Source organism: Photobacterium sp. Hal280, from assembly GCF_037162255.1.
GTDB lineage: Bacteria > Pseudomonadota > Gammaproteobacteria > Enterobacterales > Vibrionaceae > Photobacterium.
This window is the reverse complement of sequence record NZ_JARLUO010000005.1, coordinates 1,023,319-1,042,998: the sequence shown is the minus strand read 5'-3', so window position 1 is coordinate 1,042,998 and position 19,680 is coordinate 1,023,319. Positions and strand designations below refer to the sequence as shown.

Here is a 19,680-nt window from a genome sequence, read left to right as displayed (position 1 = left end):
CCCTCGCGTGTACCGACCCCAAGGTTTTGGCCTGTTACATAGAGATAACGAACTCAATCGGTTATGCTTGTTACAACTTTCACGTACGTTCCCGTTCACAAGGAAAACATTATGCTGAAACTGCTGTATGCCGCTGTATTCTGTCTGCTTTTCGCTATGCCAGTCATAGCGCAGGAATCAGAAGAAGCGCCGCCCTACTCGGAGCAGCCAGTGTTAGATAAGCCTTTAATGGAAAGGTATATTCTTGATGAAATGAAATCGCTACGCCAGGATCAGCAGGATCTGGAGCGTCGCTTAACCCTCTCTTTTACCGACCGCGAATTGTCAGTGGCCGATAAATCGCTCAATTATGCCAATGTGACAGTCACCTATTTTTTCTATCTGATCGCCGGTGCCGCCTCGCTGATTGCCCTGGTGGGCTGGCAGTCGCTGAAAGAGATCAAGGTCAATACCAAGAAAATGGCCGAACAGCAGTTAAAAGAAATCACGGATCAGTACGAGAAGAAATTCCAGATGCTGGAGCGGGATCTGAAACGTAAAACCCGGATCATTGCGCAGAACAACAAAGAGATCGAAATAATCAATGAAGTGCATAACCTCTGGCTCCGAGCTCAGAGCTCGCAAACCGCCGAGCAGCAAATGGAAGTGTACGATGAGATCCTCAAACTGCGGCCGGGCGATCTGGAAGCGCTGACTCACAAAGCGGATGCGGCGATGGAAATCCGTGAATTCCATTGGGCACTGAGTATCTGTAACCGGGTGCTGGAAGTGGATAACACCAATGCCAATGCCCTTTACCAGCGCGCCTGTGCTTACGCTTGTCTGGGGGCGGAAGATCAGGCCGTGTCTGACCTTGAGCGGGCCATTCAGGGCAGTGCTTTCCTGCGTGAATTGGCTAAAGAAGAAAATGATTTTGAAACGCTGCACGGTCACGAGCGATTCGATCAGCTGATCACTCACCATAACGAGTAAGTTTTTCTGCGTATTATTCTTACATGGGATATTCACTGGACAAGCTAATAACAGCAAGCTTAGTATCTGGTGATACGGAGATTATGCCGACTTAACGGAGTAACCAATGCACGCCACTACCCGACAGATGCAAGCCCAGAAACACATTGCCCTCGTGGCCCACGATAACTGCAAAAGCCACTTACAGCGCTGGGTCAATGAGCACAAAAGCAAGCTGGAAAATCATACCCTGTATGCCACGGGCACGACCGGGCATCTGCTTTCCAAACAAACCGGCCTGCCGATCAATTGTTTACTGAGCGGCCCTATGGGAGGCGATCAGCAGTTGGGTGCGCTGATTTGCGAAGGCAAAATCGACATGATGATTTTCTTCTGGGATCCACTGAATGCCGTACCCCACGATCCCGATGTGAAGGCACTGCTCCGGATTGCCGCGGTCTGGAATATCCCCGTTGCCACCAACCGTGCCAGTGCCAATTTCATGATAGCGTCCACCATGATGGAAGAAGCGGTGTCGATAGAGATACCCGACTATGAAGCTTACCTGGCCGAACGTCTGTCTTAAAAGCCTTGAGATCTGAGTGCTGACAACAGGGTGAGATACTCAGCACTCTAGACGTTATTCTTCAGCATCAGGAGTCCCGCACTGCCGGGGCTCTTTCGTTAGACTCCCCACCCACTTCCCGCGTTTCCCGCCAGCAAAGCCCGGCATTTAGGTATATGCTTTAAATCAATACCAAAAACAACCTGTTACCCGCATGGTGGCTTATGAAAGCATGGACTCTGACTGAACCCAACGGACTGGACAGCCTGCAGCTGACACGGACCACCCGGCCCAAACCCGGTGCGGAAGAAATCTGTATCAAAGTGGCCGCGATGGGCCTGAACCCGATTGATTACAAGCTGGCCGACTGGGGATACGCCACCTGGCACTATCCGCAAATTGTCGGTATGGACATCGCAGGCACTGTTGAATCTGTCGGGGTGAAAGTGCGGCAGTTTAAGCCGGGGGACAGAGTGTTTACCTTTCTCGACCCGCGTCATTGCGGAGGCTTTGCCGAGTATGTCTGCTGCAAAACGGGCGCCGTCAGCAGGCTGCCTGAAAGCGTCAGTGTTGAACAGGCGGCGGCTTTACCTTCTGCGGGTTACAGTGCCTGGCTGGCTGTGTACGATAAGCTCAGGCTCAAGCTGGGTCAGCGAGTCGCTATCACAGGGGCTGGCGGGGGCGTAGGCGGTTTTGCGGCCCAGTTGGCCAAACTGGCCGGGGCCACTGTGTATGCCATTGCCGCTGAAAGGCATCACGCCAGATTACTCAGCTATGGCGTCGATGCTGTGATTGATTCGGATCATGACAATGTCGCCATGAAGATCATTGAACTCACTGAAGATAAGCTGCTGCATGCCGTCATTGACTGTGTTTCTGCCCGTTCAGGCAGCATCATGAGTGCGCTGATCCGATTCAACGGCCAGATAGTGATGGTGGCCGATCAATTCAATCAGGTCCCCTTACTGGCGACCACAAAAGCACTCAGCATGCATGAAGTGGCGCTGCACGGCACCTATGCCCATGGTGCGCCTGAGGATATCCATCATCTCTCCGATATGGGCAACAGTATGAGTAACCTGATCGCCGAAGGAAAGCTGGATGCCATGATAGATAAGCTATTCGCTTTTGAGCAATTGAAGGAAGGACTGGCGCTGCTGCACAGGCAGCAGCACAGCGGCAAACTGATCGTGGTGCTGGATGAATAATCAAGCGAAGAGCCGGAATCAGCGCTTCATTTTTTTGATTTTATTATTAACCTGATACCTGTCTTCAATCAGTTCATTCACGAACGGTGAGAGGGTTTCCGGGTTGGCGCAAATCCAGACATGCTCTTTTGCCCTTGTCATCGCGACATAAAACAAACGACGCTCTTCCGCATCAGCCATGCCTTCGTGACCGCCTGACTGCAGACAAGCCAGCAGTCCCCTGTCCCGGTCCTGAGCCGGAAACACGCCGCGGTTCACATTGAGCACAAACACAAAATCAGCTTCACGGCCCTTGCTGGCATGGCAGGTCATGAACTGCAGATTCAGCTGAGGCCACTGGTTCTGCCAGTCGGCCAGCTTTTCAGGTCGCTGATCATGATTGCGTCCCAGCAGCAGCACGCTGGCTTCTTTTTTCACTTTAGAAGCGAGCTGTACCAGCTCCTGTTCCAGCAGATCCTGTGCCAGCAATGTTACCGCTTTTCGCTTCTGCTTTTTCACACTGACCAGCGACTTTTTCAGCTGCTGCGGATTTTGCTGAATAAACATATTGGCCACTTCACCAATCATGTTGTTGAAACGATAAGTGGTGTCGAGTTCCATGACATGGCTGGCGCCGAAACGCTGCTCAAACCCTGTGGTCAGATTGACATCGGCGCCGGCAAAGCGGTATATCGCCTGCCAGTCATCACCAACGGCATACAGACTGGGTGTTAAGTTATCCGTCCCCGGTGTCTGGCAAATGGCATCGATCAGCGCCAGCCGGTGTGGCGAAATATCCTGATACTCATCGACCATGACAAAGCGCCACTGCGGAATGAATTTACCTTGTCTGACATACTCAGTGGCGGTCTGGATCATGGTATTAAAATCAATCTGGCGATTGGCTTTCAGGTGCTGACTGTACACTTTGTAACACGGCCACAGCAGGGCCAGCTCGCTTTTCATCTGAGCTTTATCACCACTGCCCATGGCACTGTCAACCATGGCTGATAATTCTGCTTTGTTGCCGCCCTGCTGGCCCATCAGTTCAATATGGCGCCACACCCAGTTCAGCAAAGGTTCGCTGCGCGCCTGCTCTTCGATGGAATTGTCGCCCCGAAAACCCGGTATACGCCACTGGGTCAGGTGCTTTTGCCAGCGCTTAGCCGCCGTCTCGTTCTGCCACTGATCTTTAAGCAGCGCAGACAACCATTCATTCCGGGCATGCTCATCCTGGACTAACGGCGACACACCCGGTAACTCACCTTCAACCGCCTGAATGATCTGGCAGCCCAGGCTGTGGAAGGTCGCAACCCGGATCTCCCGGCCGACTTTGTCTTTCAGCCGCTCGCTCATTTCTTCCGCCGCTTTGCGGCCAAAGGCTAACATCAGAATATCGTCCGGCTGGGCTTGCTGGCTCGCCAGCAGATAACCGGCGCGGGCCACCAGCACACTGGTTTTGCCTGAGCCGGCCCCGGCCAGAATCAGATTGTGATCCTGATTCAGCAGCACCGCCTGCCGCTGAGAATCATTGAGCGGTGACGATTCAATCCGGTCGAACCAGGACGACCACTTTTCGGTTTCTTCCTGCATCCAGGCAGCATTGGTGTCTGTCACCCACTGCGCGTTGTCATCAAGCCAGGGGGATATCTGCTCAAACGCCATGGGGCGGAAAGAAGCGGCCAGCTCATCGGTCAAACCGGTCTCTGATAAGGCGTTATGCAGGGAAGATTGCAGGTTCAGGTGATCCGAGCGGCGCTTATAGCCAGGCTGGGTAATAAAAGCGTCGATGCGTGACAGCATCTGCGGCAGGTGGGCATCGAGCTTTTCCACCCGCCCTTTGGCCCATTGGCGGTAAGTGTCCACCAGATGGCCGGCAAAAGCCTGACACTCCTGCCAGGGCAAGCCATGCACAGTCCAGCTTGCCGTCTGATCTGCCGAGGTCAGTTCCATCGCGCCCCACAACACCCCGCGGTGCAGCGTCACTGAACCGTCCCAGTCATCAAATGACAGGACTTCACTGTTTTGCAGGCTTTCCAGAACAACCTGTTCTTCATCCAGCTCGATACTGCAATAGTCGCCCTGCACTAACCATTGTGCGAGCCAATTGGCCGTTAATCGCATTGTGTTACCTGACACCTTGATTCACTCAGCGAGAAGATTATCAAGAACTGCGCACAGACCATAGCGGTAAGCGATTTATTTACGTAAAATTTGAGACAAAAATGCCCGCTGCTTCAATGAACAACCCTGTTTATGATCAGCACCGACCGGATACCCGATGACAAAATTTTCTCTGCAGACTACTTTTCGACGTTACTGGGCAAAAGACCGCCTTCACCTCAGTGCCCGCGTCGCGTTAGCCTTGATAGGCGCTGTCGTACCCTGCTGGTATCTGAATGCCACCACGGCTGTCACCCCACTGGTGCTGGGGATCATTGCAGCCGCGCTGGCGGAAACCGATGACAACCTGACAGGCAGACTGAAAGCACTGGCAATGACCTTGCTGTGTTTCCTGATTGCCTCGCTGTCGGTTGAGTTACTGTTCGATTACCCGGTGCTTTTTGCCATCGGGCTGTTCTCATCCAGCTTTGCTTTCATGATGCTGGGCGCGATGGGCACCCGGTATGCCAACATCGCCTTTGCCTCCCTGCTGCTGGCTATCTATACCATGCTGGGTGCCGAGAGCAGCCAGAATTTGTGGTTTCAGCCCGCCTTACTGCTGAGCGGTGCCATTGGCTATGGCCTGCTGTCGCTCTTGTGGCAGATGCTTTGGCCGAATCAGGCAGTGCAGCACAGTCTGGCCCGTGTCTTTACTGCCCTGGCCGATTATCTGGATGATAAAAGCCGCTGGTTCCGCCCGGTCGACAACCTTGATCCGCAACAACTGCGTATTCAAGCTGCAGCCAGCAACGCCAGAGTGGTGTCGGCACTCAATCAGGCCAAGCAGACGCTGCTGAACCGGGTGAAGCGGGTGCAGCATAACCAGCGAGGCCATCGCTTTCTCAGCCTGTACTTCCATGCGCAGGATATTCATGAGCGGATCAGCTCCTCTCACCAGCGTTATCAGGATCTGGCCGCGGCATTTCGTCGCAGTGACATTTTGTTCCGTTTTCAGGATCTGATGCAGCAGCAGGCAACGGCATGCCGCAATATCAGCAGCAGCCTGGCCATGGGTCATTATTACCGGCACAGCCTGGATAACAGTCTGGCGCTGGACGAGCTGAAAGAATCTCTCAGCTTTCTTCAATCGCAGAATAATCCCGAGTGGCGCGCTTTCCTGACTCAGCTCGACTATCTGTTCAACAACCTTGCGACCATTGAACGTCAGCTCGCCAACCTGAATAATCCTGATGTAACTGAAGCGCAGGAAGATACTGAACTGGCCGATTCAGAAGCCCATACTGTGTCCGGTTTATGGCAACGGGTGAAAAGCCAACTGCACACCGACAGCCAGCTGTTTCGCCATGCGGTACGTATCGCCACGGCGCTGACGATAGGTTACGGCGTCATTCAAGTGCTGGACCTGCAGCACGGATACTGGATTTTGCTGACCACACTCTTTGTCTGTCAGCCCAATTTCAGTGCCACACGCCAGAAGCTGACGCAGCGGATCATCGGGACGCTCGGTGGCCTGCTGGTCGGTCTGCCGCTGCTGTATCTGTTTCCCGGCCAGGAAGGCCAGCTGGTCTTAATGGTACTGGCGGGGGTGGCCTTTTTCGTGCTGCGTAACCACAAATACACCCTGGCGACAGGGTTTATCACGCTGCTGGTGCTGTTTTGTTTTAACCAGCTGGGGGCCGGGTTTGCGGTGGTGCTGCCCCGTTTGGGCGATACCTTGCTGGGCTGTCTGCTGGCCGTACTGGCGGTGGTCTATATTCTGCCGGACTGGCAGGCGCGCCGCTTACATAAAATCATGGCGGCTGCGGTGACGACCAACCGCGACTATCTGGCACAGATCATCGGGCAATACCGGATCGGTAAAAAAGACAGCCTGAGTTACCGCGTGGCCCGCCGCGAAGCCCACAATACCGACGCCCAGCTCAGTACCGCCATCAGCAATATGCTGGCAGAGCCGGGACGCTACCGCCTGGCCATTGAAGAGTGCTTTCGTTTTCTGACCCTCAATCATGCGATGCTCAATTACATCTCGACCTTAGGTGCGCATCGTACGCAAATCGATGAGCACAAAACCCACAAGTTAATTGCACAGGCGCACAGCCAGCTCCATGTTCAGCTTGATACGTTGGCCCAGCAACTGGCCGACAAGCAATGTGCGCCGCCGCCGGAATCGGACAGCAGCCTTGAGCAGGCACTGGCTGCCTGGCGGGAAGGGGATGATCAGTCCGTGCGCCTGATCCTGCAGCAGCTGTTTCTGATCCAGCGCATGATGCCGGAGCTCTATTCACTGGCCAACAAACTGGCCGCCAGAACGCAGCTGACCAGCGACTCTGAACCAGCACAGAAAACCAGATAACTCCACCTTTCACTGATAAAAAATCAGTCAATCACACCACCTCAGGCATATATTTTCTTCATTTATGCCTGAGATGGTATAGAATCCCGCCTTTCTGACTTTCCTGATTTACACTCACAGACCATGATTGATTTTACGACACTGCCCTTATATCTCACCGCGGTGGTTGCCCTGTTGCTGGTACCCGGTCCGGATATGCTGCTGATTGCCAGCTCAAGCCTGAGTTACGGCAAACGCGTCGGCCTGTTTGCCAGCCTGGGCAATGCCACGTCCGGACTGGTACTGACCGTCTTGGCTGCGATGGGGGTTTCTGCACTCATCGCCATGAATCCCCTCGCACTGGAGGCACTGCGTTTTCTGGGCGGTGCGTACCTGCTCAAGATGGGCTGGGACTGCCTGCGCAGCACTCCGGCTGACTCCCCCACCGTTGGCAGGCAAAATGGACTGGCCCGGGCGCTGTATCGCCGAGCCGTGGTCAGTAACCTGCTTAACCCAAAGGCCCTGGTGTTCTTTGTCCTGTTTCTGCCTCAGTTTGTTTCCAGCCAGATTGAAGCCAGCTCAGGTGAGCAGATGCTGGCGCTGGGTTTGCTGCTGAACATTATGGGGCTGACGTTTAATCTGCTGCTGGTCGTGCTGGCGGGCACCCTTGGACGGCCATTACTGAATAACCCAAGCTTCCGGGCGAACCAGAATAAATTCATGGGCTGCATCTTCATCGTGCTGGCCATCTGGCTGCTGATTGCTCAGTTGCCGCAGGTGTAACGCACCACCTTCTGACAGTTCACAGACCTCATAAAAATGGCCTCCTGTTCCCAGTGAGGCCATGCATTTCAGATCACTGCGGATCAGGTAAAAAGCCAGATCCGGCTTTCAAAAGGCCGCAGCCTGCCGCTCAGGCTGATCTCGCCGGCTTCTTCATCGTCATAGTTCGCCAGCAAGGTTTCCCCGCGGCTGACGGGCAGATCAGACAAGTCGCTCACATCAAACGCTACTCTGTCGGCACTGTAGTTATTCAGGCAGATCAGGACTTGCCCATCGCACTGCCTGCGATACACATGCAGCGCCTGATCGTCCGGTAATAAATCCGTGTAATCGCCGTCTGCTATCACACTGATTTTCTTACGCAGTGCAATCAGCTGCCGGTAATAGTGGAACACGGAACCCGGATCGGCCACCGCCTGCGCCGCATTAATCACCGGATAGTTCGCAGCAACATCAATCCAGGGGGTCCCCTGGGTAAAGCCGGCATGGGGACGGCTGTCCCACTGCATCGGAGTGCGTGAATTATCCCGCGAACGCTCGGCCAGGATCGCCAGCGCATCCCGTTCGCTGAGCCCCTGCTCCTGGGTCAGAATCCGGTACATATTGATGCTTTCCACATCACGATACTGAGCAATATCCGAGAAGCCGGGATTGGTCATGCCCAGCTCTTCCCCCTGATACACATAAGGAGTGCCCTGCATCATATGCAGCGACGTGGCGAGCATTTTGGCTGAGAGTTCGCGGTAGACCCCATCATCGCCGAACCGGCTCACGACCCGGGGCTGATCATGGTTACACCAGAACAAGGCGCCCCAGCCTTTGTCATGCAACCCCTGCTGCCAGTGACTGAACAGCTGTTTCAGTGCCAGAAAATCCATCGGCGCCAGTTTCCATTTTTCGCCATTCGGATAGTCCACTTTCAGGTGATGAAAGTTAAACACCATCGACAGCTCTTTGCCGCCCTGCGCGGAATACTGCTGGCAATGTGCCAGGGTGGTCGACGACATTTCCCCCACAGTGACCGAGCCATACTGCTGAAACACATCCGCACTGATCTCCTGAAGGTATTGGTGCACTTTCGGCCCGTCGGTATAAAAACGCCGGCCGTCGCCTGCGTCGTCGTTCGGGAAGTCCTGCTGTTTGGAGATCAGGTTGATGACATCCAGGCGAAAACCGTCCACCCCTTTTTCGGCCCAGAAGCGGATCACCTGTTTTACTTCCTCGCGCACTTGCGGGTTTTCCCAGTTCAGGTCGGCCTGCTCTTTGGCAAACAGATGCAGGTAATACTGCTGGGTCGGTTCATGCCATTGCCAGGCATTGCCGCCAAATTTTGACTGCCAGTTATTCGGTTCGCCGCCATCCACGGCATCGTGCCAGATATAGTAATCGCGGTACGGGCTGTGCTTATCCGCCAGCGCCTGCTGAAACCAGGCATGCTCCGTCGAGGTATGATTGACCACGATGTCCATGATGATGCGAATGCCCCGCTGGCGGGCAGCATCCAGCAGGCGATCGAAATCTTCCATGGTGCCGAAATCCGGGTTGATGCTGTAGTAATCGGAAATATCGTAACCGTTGTCCACCATGGGTGAGGCATAGACAGGAGTCAGCCAGATTGCATCCACCCCCAGCGTCTGAAGGTAATCCAGACGTTGCGTAATGCCTTTCAGATCGCCCGTGCCTGTGTTGCCGCTGTCGGCAAAACTCTTGGGATAGATTTGATAAACCGTCGCTGTTCGCCACCAGGGCTGCGCTGTGTTCGTCATGTTCGTTAACCTGTAGAGAAAAAACGGCAGCCGAAACACTGCCGTTGAAGGTGATTGCCATTACGCGGCTTGCGGCTGCTGTTCGAGTTTGCCTTTCGCGGCGGCACGCTTGTACATCACAATTGTCAGCACCAGCGGTACCAGGATCGCCACCAGCATCGCCAGCAGGTAGATCAGCCAGTACTGAGGCTGAATGGACAGAATCCCGGGCAGACCACCAACGCCAATACCGTTGGCCATCACACCGGCGGCGCCGCAAATCGCGGCAGCCAGCGCTGAACCTGTCATGGCACACAGCATAGGGAATTTATATTTGAGGTTAATCCCGTACATGGCCGGTTCCGTCACCCCCAGATAAGCTGAAATCGCGGCGGGTACGGAAATCTCACGCTCATTTTCTTTCTTGCTGATAATGATAATGCCCACCACCGCAGATGCCTGAGCAATATTAGACAGCGCAATCAAGGGCCAGATGGGCGTGCCGCCCATGTCCTGCATCAGCTGCAAATCCACGGCGTTGGTGGTGTGGTGAATCCCGGTAATCACCAGCGGGGCGTACAGGAAGCCAAATAAGACCGCCCCGAGAATCGCAAAATCGCCTGTCATGGCCGCTTTCGCAACATAGGCCACACCGTCGCCCAGCATGCGTCCGAACGGACCGATCAGTGCATGGGCCAGGACAACCGCCGTGACCAGCGAAATGAAGGGAACGATCACCAGGTACAAATAATCCGGGATAATGCGTCTGAGATTGGTTTCAATAAAGGCTAACGCAATACCGGCCAGCATGGCGGGGATCACCTGAGCCTGATAGCCCACTTTCTCAATCACAAACCAGCCGAAATCCCACACTTCAGGCACTTGCTTGCCGATCAGATAGGCATTCATCAATTGCGGCGACACCAGGGTGATCCCCAGTACGATGCCCAAAATGGGTGTGCCGCCCAGTTTTTTTACGGTTGACCAGCACACACCCACAGGCAGGAAGAAGAAAATCGCTTCCCCGATCAACCATAGAAATGCATGCACCTGCGCCCAGAACGGGCTGATCTGCGTGAGGGTCTGGCCATCAAACATCGTGATATCGCCGATGACGTTTCTGAAACCGAGGATCAGACCGCCGGTGATGATCGCGGGTAACAGGGGAACAAAAATTTCAGCCAGGTGAGAGATACCGCGCTCCAGCAAGCTCATATTCTGGCGGGCGGCGACTTTTGCCTCGTCTTTACTGACTGCTTTATCCCCCAGCATCGCGTTGAGCTGCTTGTACACCTGGTCAACTTCGGTGCCGATCACCACCTGAAATTGTCCGGCGTTGGTAAAACAGCCTTTCACCATGGGAATAGCTTCCAGTTCCGGCACACTCGCCGCTTTCGGGTCTTTCAATACAAACCGCAACCGGGTCAGGCAGTGACTGACACTGACGATGTTTGCCTCGCCGCCTATTCTGGCGACCAGCTGTTCTATCTGCTGCTTCTCTATTTTACTCATGCCAATATCCGTCTCAGTCGTAAGGTACACAGGATGTTGTTCTTGTTTTATGCATTTTTGGGAATGTTCCCAACCAACAGGAACAATGATGAACCTGAAAGAAAACATTGGAAATGGGAATGTTCCCATTTTGTGTTTCAGCTCACGAAGCGTGTCATTTTAATCAGAATAGACGTTAAACAAGGAATATGTGCCTGAACTCTCAGGCACGGAGTCAGAATGGCAGGCAGGAACGTTGCACCAGGTGGGTGATATCCGCACTCTGGCGAAGATGCTGTAGCAGCAGATCGGCGGCGCGCTGACCCGCGTCAAAATATCCGGGATCGACGCTGAAGGTGTTGGGAAACATAAACTGCAGCAGATCTGTCGCCCCGACACCCGATACCAGCACATCGGCCCGGTTTAACTCCTGCAGTCTTTTCGCCACCCCCATCGCCAGCGTATCACTGGCACAGACAATGGCCTGGGTCTGAGCAGAAAGTACAGCATCTGTTAATGCATAAGCACTGTCATAGCTGAGCTCGCCGGTTTGATAACAAGGCTCAATGTGCTGTTGCTCGCAGGCGTCCAGATAAGCGTCCAGGCGCAACCGGCCGGTTGTCCGGTCGGCAGGATCAACACCAATATAGCTGATCTGTTTGAGGCCCTGGCCGGTGAACTGAGCCATCGCCAGGGAAATCATCCCCTTGTTGTCGTAACTGACAGATGAGACAGCATCGGTATCAACCGCAATCACAACGGCACGCTGTGTAAAGCTGTCCAGAACAGCGCAGTCGAACCCGGAGAAACCAAAGACGATGACGCCGTCGACATTACGCTTTTCCAGGACCGCAATGTGCTCGCGGGTTTTATCGGTACAAAACTGACTTTCCATGATCACGGCATCATAACCAGCCGCGTAAATGACTTCCAGAATACCGCGCACCGCTTTATTTTCTGACGGAGAATCCAGCCGCGACACAAGAATCCCAATGACCCTGCTGTGACCACCACGCATTGACTGGGCTGACTTGGACGGCACATAGCCAGATTCAAGGATCACCTGCTCCACTTTTTCTCGTGTTGCCGGTTTCACACGCGGGTCGTGTGTCAGCACTCTGGAGACGGTCGATTTACCCACGCCTGCCAGTTTAGCGATATCGAGAATAGTCAGTTTTTGTGCCGGTTTTTTGGTCATAGCGCCCTCAGTTCAATACGTCCCCGGGAAAAGGGCTTCAGGTTCACAGCCTGTATAAACGCTGTATTGTCACAGTCTTAGGGACAAATGCAATGCCTTTATCGCGCAACATCCCCTCACACAAAAAATGCACCGAATTGACAATGCGCCAACAAAAACGGTTGAGATATCCGATACTTTCTTTAAGTGCTTGAAATAAGTTTTCCATGCACCCATATAAAATAAATACTTACTCACTTTCTGGTCTCGGCCGTTTCTGGCTTTCGGTTTTATGCCGGTATCAGCCGAAGTACTCAAGGATAATTATGATTACTCATGTTGGCATTATCGATCAGGACCCGGTCAGACTGATCACTTCCCTTTTAGACCACGGTGTCCCAGCCGGAAAGATGATATTTATCGGCACAGAAGCGCAGCAGGAAACCTATGACCGCCTGAGCTCGATACTGATACCCCGCGATATTGAGACTGAATTTTTCACCATTCCCGACTCCATCAATATTAAAACCCTTCGCCAGAGACTGAATGAACTGGCAACCCGTTTAAAAGAGTCCGACAGTGAAGTTTGGTTTAATGCCAGCTGCGGCCTTCGCCACCGCCTGCTGTCTGCCTATGAGGTGTTCAGGAGCTACCAATGGCCGATTTATGTCATTGAACCCTACAGTGATGAGATGTGCTGGCTATATCCTGCCGGCCGGGAGCAGCAACAGGTTGAAGACCGTATCCAGCTCACCGATTACCTGACGATCTTCGGCGCACGCGCCGAGTTGCCTGAAACAAGCGTACCGGAAGCGCTGAACCAGCAACTCTGGGATCTGGGCCAGCGTTGGGCAAGCTCAGCGCTGGAGCTTGGCCCCGGGCTGGCAACACTGAACTATCTGGCGACGACCTGCCGCAAGGAACAAAAGCTGGATGTGGCGCTGAGCGACAAACAGCAAGGCTATAAAGAACTGGCTTTGCTGATCAATGACTTGCAGGAAACGGGCCTGGCGAACTATGACAATGGCATTCTGACATTCAAACACGAAGAAGCCCGCCGCTTCGCCAACGGTGAATGGCTGGAGAACCTGGTTCACAGTACCGTCAGAGCCATTCAAAGCAAGCTGCCAACCATACAGGATCATTCGCTGGGCGTTCAGGTGTATCGTCAGATTGGCGATCGGGAAGTACGCAATGAGCTGGATGTGGCGACTGTCGTGAATAACAAACTGCATATCATTGAGTGTAAAACCAAAGGCATGCGGGATGATGGCGATGATACCCTGTACAAACTGGAATCCCTGCGCGATTTATTAGGCGGTCTGCAGGCACGTGCCATGCTGGTCAGCTTCCGTCCGCTTCGTCATCATGATCTCATCCGAGCTGAAGATTTAGGACTGGCGATTATCGGCCCCGAACAGCTGGGTGAGCTTGAGCAACACCTCCACACCTGGTTCAAAGCGGCCGGCGGCCAGGCCAACCGACTGCTGTAACCGCCTTTGTGCAGACATAAAAAAACCGATGCACAAGCATCGGTTTTTTTGTTGCTGGCAATGAATTACTTGTTCAGCATGCGACGAGCAGCGTCGACAACCACACGGATTGCACGTGCTTCTGTTTCTTTCAGCGTCGCGTGATCTGGCGTCTCTTTCTGAGTCCGGTTGATGATCACACCCGCCACACAGCCGGCACGCAGACCTGAGCTTGCGCACATGGTCAGTAAGGTGGCTGATTCCATTTCAAAATTCAGCACGCCCATGTCCTGCCATTCTTTCATTGACCCCTGAAAACGGCGCACCACGCGGCCGGAGAAGGTGTCGTAGCGCTCCTGCCCCGGATAGAAAGTATCGCTGGAGGCAGTCACACCAGTGTGCACTCCAGTGTTTTCCGCGTCACACGCTTCCTTCATTGCCGTCGCCACTTCGAAGTCAGCCACTGCCGGGAATTCCATGGGTGCAAAATGCAGGCTGGCACCGTCCAGACGCACAGAGCCAGTGGTCACGATCATGTCACCCACATTGATATGCGGCTGAATCGCACCTGTTGTGCCGACACGCAGGAAAGTACGCACACCCAGCTGAGCCAGCTCTTCAACAGCAATTGAGGTCGATGGGCCACCGATACCGGTTGAACAGACCACCACAGACTGACCATCCAGCTTTGCACGGTACAGCGTGTACTCACGGGCACTGTTTAAAAACTCAGGCTCATCCATCAGATTGGCGATTTTTTCAACGCGTGCCGGGTCTCCGGGAATAATGGCAATTTCAGCGCCCTGAAGATCAGCTTTCGTAACACCCAGATGGAATACCGCGGTCTCAGACATAATTCTATCCTTCATTGTGTGGCCTGCTTTGTGGCGGCCTATTATGGGATCTTATTCAACAACTTGAACTCTCGAATACCCGCTAACCTTAGCTCATCACCGCCGTGATATGGGTGATTAACATCACATTAAGGGTATATGTAAATGCAACAGATTCATTAAAACAGATCATAGATCACATTAATATGCAACGTGATTTACCTTCCAGGAGCCAATACGCTTTCACCTGACAAAGGGCATCAGCCTGCTCTTGAGCTTAACCTGAGCACTCAATGTTCTCTGTTGCCTCATAAAGGCGCTGCACAAAGAAAAGGCTCAAGCCAGCGCTTAAGCCTTCTGATTGTAGCCCTGCCTCAGCCGGAGCGCTGACCCCGCGACAAATTATGCATCCGGCTTAAACCGCAGCAATCGCAGCGCATTCACAGTCACCAGGGCTGTGGCACCGCTGTCTGCCAGTACGGCAACCCAAAGCCCTGTCCAGCCCAGCAGAGTGGTCAGCAGGAAGATCAGCTTCAGGCCCAGGGCCAGGCTGATATTCTGACGGATATTGGCCAGCGTCATTCGCGACAAAGCAATCATATCCGGTAATTCATTCAGCCGATTATGGGTCAGTGCTGCATCGGCGGTTTCCAGTGCCACGTCCGTGCCGCTTCCCATTGCGATGCCGACACTGGCCATTTTCATCGCCGGCGCATCATTAATGCCGTCGCCCACCATGGCCACTTTATAGTCACGGCTCCACTGAGCGACTTCGGTCACTTTATCTTCAGGCAGCAGGCTGGCCCGAAAATCGACACCGACCTCAGAAGCGATCGCCTTGGCAGCCCGCAAGTTATCACCGGTTAACATCACACTGCGAATGCCTAACGCTTTGAGTCTGTCGACCGCCACCAAGGCATCTTCACGCAGATTATCCCGCCAGGCGATCAGTCCGACCGGCACGTTATCACGCAGCACCACAACCAGGGTTTTGCCCTCATCGCTCAGGCTGTCGATGTCAGCCTGCTGGGATTGGGTAATCCGGCCGGGATCGTCAAGACGATCGGTGGCGAGAAGGTGGATGACAGTGCCAGCAACCACACCCTGAATCCCGCGCCCAGGCAATGCTTTGCGGTTTTCAGCATGCGGCACCGCCAGACCCTGCTGGCGCGCTTTGTCGATCACAGCCTGCGCCAGCGGATGCAGCGATCCGGTTTCTATTGCGGCGGCCTCGCTCAGCAGCCTTGCTTGATCGCCTTGCCAGACGAGCACATCGGTTACCCGCGGTTTACCCTGGGTTAAAGTGCCTGTTTTATCAAACGCGACCACCTGCGTCTGGCCTAATTGCTCCAGGGCCGCACCGCCCTTAATCAGGGCTCCGCGACGCGCCGCGGCTGCCAGTCCCGAGGTTATAGCCGCCGGGGTTGAGATCACCAGAGCACATGGGCAGGCAATCAGAAGCAATGTCAGTCCTTTATACAGCCATTCATCCCAGGACAGGCCAAAAATCACAGTTGGCACCAGCACAATCAGCGTCGCCAGAACAATCATCGCAGGGGTGTACCAGCGGCTGAAGCGATCGATAAAACGTTCTATCGGGGCTTTACTGGCTTCTGCGTTTTCAATCAGGTGCAGTATGCGGTCGATGGCATTTTCACCCTGCTTAGACTCAACTTTGACCCGCACCAGGTGATCGGCTGACAGTGAACCGGCAAGAATACGCTCTCCCGCAAAACGCTCTACCGGAACCGATTCGCCGGTTAATGCACTTTCATCAAAGCTGGCTGCCTTATCAAGCAATAGGGCATCCGCCGGTAGCCGGGCGCCCGGTGCCACTTCAATCACATCGCCGGGCCGGAGCTGAGCGGCGGCCACTTCGCGTACCTGGCCGTTGGTGTCGACACGCATCGCCGTCTCCGGCACCAGCGCCATAAGGGCTTTTACCCCGCTGCGGGCACGGGCAGACGCATAGCCTTCCAGTTGTTCACCAATGAGAAACAGCAATAACACCATCGCCGCTTCGGCCGTTTCGCCCAGATAGAGCGCACCGACAGCAGCCACGCTCATCAGAGTTTCAATGGAGAATGGTGAGCCGTTTTTAGCAAGTTTGATGGCTTTGCCAATAATCGGAGTCAAGCCCACCAGCGTGGTGGCTGAGAATGCAATCAGTCCTAACGTGTCAGACTGAGTGGAGATGACATAAGACACAAAAACCAGCGCGGCTGTCAGCGCGAGCATGCCATACGTCTGCATGAATCCCGGAGCCGGGGCATCCTTACGCTGTTGCGGCCGACGCAAAGGGAAACCCGTTGCTTTGGCGGTGGCTTCTACCTCAGACATCATGTGTGATGTGATGCCGGCGACCACCAATTTCTCTGTCGCAAAGATCACTGAGGCCTGGTCGACACCCTCGATCGCCAGAATGGCTTTTTCGAGCTTGGCAGCACAGCTCGGACAATCCATGCCCTGCACGTGCCAGCTAAAGCGCGCAGCAGCCGTTGGCTCGTTACGTTGCTGAGAGCCATCACCTTTTGGCTGTGAAGCTGTCAGATGGGAGTCGCTGGGGATAGTCACATCGGGTGACGTGACAGCAGTGCCTGACGGCGCCGAAAGAGGGGTTAATTGTTGAATACCGGACAAGAGGGCCGGCTTACCGCTACTGGGCTGTGTTGACAATAACGCTCGCGGCCTGGCGGGGTCGCTCTCTTCACTGCCTCCTGAGTCGCACGCTCCCTCACAACAACTTGCCGACACAGAAGCAGACAGACCACCTGTCGCAGATGCTGTCGTTGCGCCTTGCTCGACACGGACACTGCTGCCTGTATTGGCAGGTTTGATTGTATGGATGTGCGGTTTTTTATTATGGCATTGATGACACATACTGTTCTTCCTTATTCAATCACAGTGGGCTTCTGTATCAATATAAACCTTGGAGTTACCTCCAAGGTCAAGCACTAAATACAGCTCGCAATCATTGAATGAATGGATGAATACAGATCTCAAAAAGAAAGGCGCTGAGCAGCGCCTGTACAAATCGCGTTACACCGGGTGCTTAAAGCAATCACCAATTTGATCACTGATGGCGGAAAGCACATTGCGGCGGGTAATAATACCGACCAGTCTCCCGCCTTCCACAACCGGATACAACTTAGGTTTTTGCCCGGACATGGTTTCAGCAAGGGCAATAATGCTGGTCTCCGGATTGACTGTCAGCACATCCGTTCGCATGACATCACCCACTGTGTGGGTATCCTGGCAGTGATAACCGACTTTCAGTAACTTCTGAATAAAATCCTGTTCAGACACAAAGCCCACCACTCTGCGGTACTCATCAACCACAGGTCCGCCAATTTGCTTGGATGACAGCATCTTGTCCAACGCTTTAGACAACGACATCCCTGCTTCAAAGGTTACCGGTCGGGTGTTCATATAATCTCTGACTTTAATCGACTCCATGTATCCCCCTGAAATTTTTCTTATATAACCGCAGGCAGATTCAGAGTGTGTCAATCTGAGTGCTTATCCCTGCGCCGATACTTTAAGTGTCGTCGATTTCAGCCAAATGTCTAAATTGATAGGTTCTATTTTATTCATTGTCGTTACCTATGATGCGCGCTTAAGAAAGAAGCAACATCATAAACATAGCCAAAGGTAATTGATCGCCATTGCCCAGAATCACCTTATCGCCCACCAGTTTCACAGCAATAAATGCTCTGTCTTCTTTCATTGTCAGCACACCGCTCTTAATCAGCCGGTCGGTTTGAAGCTCCAGCCCTTCGGTCAATGTCAGCAACTCGGACGGAAACTCAAAATACATATCCCCATCAAGTTTGCTGGTCACTTGGGCCAGATTCTGCGACGCGCGCGCCAGGCCTGGCTGCACAGTAAGACGGACATGGCCTTTTATTGGCCCTTCAGGTGCGACTACACTGATATCTTTCAGGTTCACGGTCAGCCCTTTGGCAACCAGCAGATCCAGCGCTAACGCCATCTCCTGAACCTGATCAGGAGATAATTCGCCGTCCAGCTGATCCCCCAGTGCACTGAGCCGGGTTACCGCGTCATAATCGAGATCAGACAACAGCAAATCAACATTGAATGTCTGGTATTGTTTACCGTCCAGACTGGTCAGAGACGCAATGCTGAGCTGGTTGCTGTTCGTTAACTGAGCACTGACTGCCGGACTCTCCTCTGTCGCTGCCTGAGCTTCTGACAGGCGATTGAGTGACGCGACTTGAATGGTATCCAGATCCACGGACGCTTGGGTCTGATGATTGGCAAAGCCCAGCTTGCTGATCTGCAGTTGCTGGTTACCGATCCAGAATCGTCCGTCCCAGCGGCCTTCCCCGCCCCCTGTCACACCAGACACCTGCATGCTTTCATCAGCGACTGTCTGCAATAACGCATCTTTCAGCGCATAGCTGAAACGACCGTTTCCGTCAGCAGAGACAGTCCCGGTAAACGTCAGCGGCTCAGACTTGAAGGCGTTGCCATCCTGATCGTTATACACAAAAGGATTCAGGGTTAGATCCAGATCGGTTTTCTTGTCAGTGCTGTGCGCGTTGTTAAGGTTAAAGGCACCGCATCGCTGCCCCACCAGGCTTCAACCTGAGAAGCGACCTGATCATCAACCACCAGCGTACTGTTGGACGTCAGCCCAAAGACGCCATGATGAATCTCATGCGCAATGTGCCATTCGGTTGGCCAGTCCTGCTCGGCGAAAACTTCTTTCCAGCTGGATTTCAGCGCAATTTTCGATACAGCATGAGAGGTCAGATAACCACGTTCATAGTGTTCAGTGGTGACAGAAACATAAGGGCTGTTGTACTCCCCCACTGTATCCTGATAAATACGCTCGCCAATCTGACCGACAGCCAATGGCCAGCACAACACCACGGCGACCGCACCGGCAACTGCACCTATTTTTCCTAACATGTTTCTTTCCAATGATTATTTCTGGATGAATGCAATGAGTGTATTACAAACACCATCTTTGCTCTATGGATCAATGACTTTTATC

13 protein-coding genes and 1 pseudogene are annotated in these 19,680 nt (G+C 53.6%); 6 read left to right on the top strand and 8 right to left on the bottom strand.

Features of this window, described 5'->3' with window-relative positions; translation table 11 throughout:
• The first annotated feature begins 156 nt into the window (after positions 1 to 156).
• The 3 genes from P4S53_RS14240 to P4S53_RS14230 all read left to right on the top strand — a co-directional run bounded on the left by P4S53_RS14240 (position 157) and on the right by P4S53_RS14230 (position 2,724).
• Complete coding sequence (locus tag P4S53_RS14240; protein ID WP_442958688.1) at positions 157 to 972, top strand: TPR end-of-group domain-containing protein; 816 nt, start codon at positions 157 to 159, stop codon at positions 970 to 972.
• A 106-nt stretch (positions 973 to 1,078) separates the two neighbouring features.
• Positions 1,079 to 1,537 carry a methylglyoxal synthase gene (locus P4S53_RS14235; protein ID WP_192014866.1) on the top strand — a complete coding sequence of 153 codons (459 nt, stop codon included), beginning with the start codon at positions 1,079 to 1,081 and terminating at the stop codon, positions 1,535 to 1,537.
• A gap of 203 nt (positions 1,538 to 1,740) precedes the next feature.
• Positions 1,741 to 2,724, top strand: a complete 984-nt coding sequence (locus P4S53_RS14230) for an alcohol dehydrogenase catalytic domain-containing protein (RefSeq protein ID WP_337113153.1) — start codon at positions 1,741 to 1,743, stop codon at positions 2,722 to 2,724.
• 18 nt (positions 2,725 to 2,742) lie between these two features.
• On the opposite strand, the gene helD is transcribed toward P4S53_RS14230, so the two are convergent.
• The gene (gene helD / locus P4S53_RS14225; protein WP_337113152.1) at positions 2,743 to 4,842 is read right to left on the bottom strand and encodes a DNA helicase IV; all 2,100 of its coding nucleotides are present in this window, start codon (positions 4,840 to 4,842) and stop codon (positions 2,743 to 2,745) included.
• A 142-nt stretch (positions 4,843 to 4,984) separates the two neighbouring features.
• Between helD and yccS the strand changes: the two genes are divergently transcribed.
• On the top strand, positions 4,985 to 7,180 hold the full coding sequence (gene yccS / locus P4S53_RS14220; RefSeq protein WP_337113151.1) for a YccS family putative transporter: 2,196 nt from the start codon (positions 4,985 to 4,987) through the stop codon (positions 7,178 to 7,180).
• Between the two features lie 123 nt (positions 7,181 to 7,303).
• On the top strand, positions 7,304 to 7,942 hold the full coding sequence (locus P4S53_RS14215; protein WP_337113150.1) for a LysE family translocator: 639 nt from the start codon (positions 7,304 to 7,306) through the stop codon (positions 7,940 to 7,942).
• Positions 7,943 to 8,025: 83 nt separating this feature from the next.
• On the opposite strand, the gene treC is transcribed toward P4S53_RS14215, so the two are convergent.
• From treC to treR, 3 genes are all read right to left on the bottom strand, one after another.
• The gene (gene treC, locus P4S53_RS14210) at positions 8,026 to 9,708 is read right to left on the bottom strand and encodes an alpha,alpha-phosphotrehalase (RefSeq protein WP_337113149.1); all 1,683 of its coding nucleotides are present in this window, start codon (positions 9,706 to 9,708) and stop codon (positions 8,026 to 8,028) included.
• A 60-nt stretch (positions 9,709 to 9,768) separates the two neighbouring features.
• Positions 9,769 to 11,199 (bottom strand): PTS trehalose transporter subunit IIBC, encoded by a 1,431-nt coding sequence (gene treB / locus P4S53_RS14205; protein ID WP_337113148.1) that lies wholly within the window; start codon positions 11,197 to 11,199, stop codon positions 9,769 to 9,771.
• Positions 11,200 to 11,413: 214 nt separating this feature from the next.
• Complete coding sequence (treR, locus tag P4S53_RS14200) at positions 11,414 to 12,376, bottom strand: trehalose operon repressor TreR (RefSeq protein WP_337113147.1); 963 nt, start codon at positions 12,374 to 12,376, stop codon at positions 11,414 to 11,416.
• A gap of 305 nt (positions 12,377 to 12,681) precedes the next feature.
• On the opposite strand from treR, the gene P4S53_RS14195 reads away from it, so the two are divergent.
• Positions 12,682 to 13,848 carry a Card1-like endonuclease domain-containing protein gene (locus tag P4S53_RS14195; protein ID WP_120510428.1) on the top strand — a complete coding sequence of 389 codons (1,167 nt, stop codon included), beginning with the start codon at positions 12,682 to 12,684 and terminating at the stop codon, positions 13,846 to 13,848.
• A gap of 65 nt (positions 13,849 to 13,913) precedes the next feature.
• On the opposite strand, the gene udp is transcribed toward P4S53_RS14195, so the two are convergent.
• From udp to P4S53_RS14175, 4 genes and pseudogenes are all read right to left on the bottom strand, one after another.
• Positions 13,914 to 14,681, bottom strand: coding sequence for a uridine phosphorylase (gene udp / locus P4S53_RS14190; RefSeq protein ID WP_337113146.1), 768 nt, complete (start codon positions 14,679 to 14,681; stop codon positions 13,914 to 13,916).
• 381 nt (positions 14,682 to 15,062) lie between these two features.
• Positions 15,063 to 17,540, bottom strand: a complete 2,478-nt coding sequence (locus P4S53_RS14185; protein ID WP_337113145.1) for a zinc/cadmium/mercury/lead-transporting ATPase — start codon at positions 17,538 to 17,540, stop codon at positions 15,063 to 15,065.
• A 159-nt stretch (positions 17,541 to 17,699) separates the two neighbouring features.
• Complete coding sequence (locus tag P4S53_RS14180; RefSeq protein WP_337113144.1) at positions 17,700 to 18,116, bottom strand: CBS domain-containing protein; 417 nt, start codon at positions 18,114 to 18,116, stop codon at positions 17,700 to 17,702.
• 160 nt (positions 18,117 to 18,276) lie between these two features.
• A pseudogene (locus tag P4S53_RS14175) lies at positions 18,277 to 19,595 on the bottom strand (DUF945 family protein).
• Positions 19,596 to 19,680 lie beyond the last annotated feature (85 nt).

What these genes read in the sequence shown, in the direction of transcription:
- yccS (WP_337113151.1), top strand. Translation starts at nt 4,985, where the DNA reads ATGACAAAATTTTCTCTGCAGACTACTTTTCGACGTTACTGGGCAAAA.
- P4S53_RS14180 (WP_337113144.1), bottom strand. Translation starts at nt 18,116, where the DNA reads ATGGAGTCGATTAAAGTCAGAGATTATATGAACACCCGACCGGTAACC.
- treB (WP_337113148.1), bottom strand. Translation starts at nt 11,199, where the DNA reads ATGAGTAAAATAGAGAAGCAGCAGATAGAACAGCTGGTCGCCAGAATA.
- P4S53_RS14240 (WP_442958688.1), top strand. Translation starts at nt 157, where the DNA reads ATGCCAGTCATAGCGCAGGAATCAGAAGAAGCGCCGCCCTACTCGGAG.
- P4S53_RS14185 (WP_337113145.1), bottom strand. Translation starts at nt 17,540, where the DNA reads ATGTGTCATCAATGCCATAATAAAAAACCGCACATCCATACAATCAAA.
- udp (WP_337113146.1), bottom strand. Translation starts at nt 14,681, where the DNA reads ATGTCTGAGACCGCGGTATTCCATCTGGGTGTTACGAAAGCTGATCTT.
- treR (WP_337113147.1), bottom strand. Translation starts at nt 12,376, where the DNA reads ATGACCAAAAAACCGGCACAAAAACTGACTATTCTCGATATCGCTAAA.
- P4S53_RS14215 (WP_337113150.1), top strand. Translation starts at nt 7,304, where the DNA reads ATGATTGATTTTACGACACTGCCCTTATATCTCACCGCGGTGGTTGCC.
- P4S53_RS14235 (WP_192014866.1), top strand. Translation starts at nt 1,079, where the DNA reads ATGCACGCCACTACCCGACAGATGCAAGCCCAGAAACACATTGCCCTC.
- P4S53_RS14230 (WP_337113153.1), top strand. Translation starts at nt 1,741, where the DNA reads ATGAAAGCATGGACTCTGACTGAACCCAACGGACTGGACAGCCTGCAG.
- P4S53_RS14195 (WP_120510428.1), top strand. Translation starts at nt 12,682, where the DNA reads ATGATTACTCATGTTGGCATTATCGATCAGGACCCGGTCAGACTGATC.
- treC (WP_337113149.1), bottom strand. Translation starts at nt 9,708, where the DNA reads ATGACGAACACAGCGCAGCCCTGGTGGCGAACAGCGACGGTTTATCAA.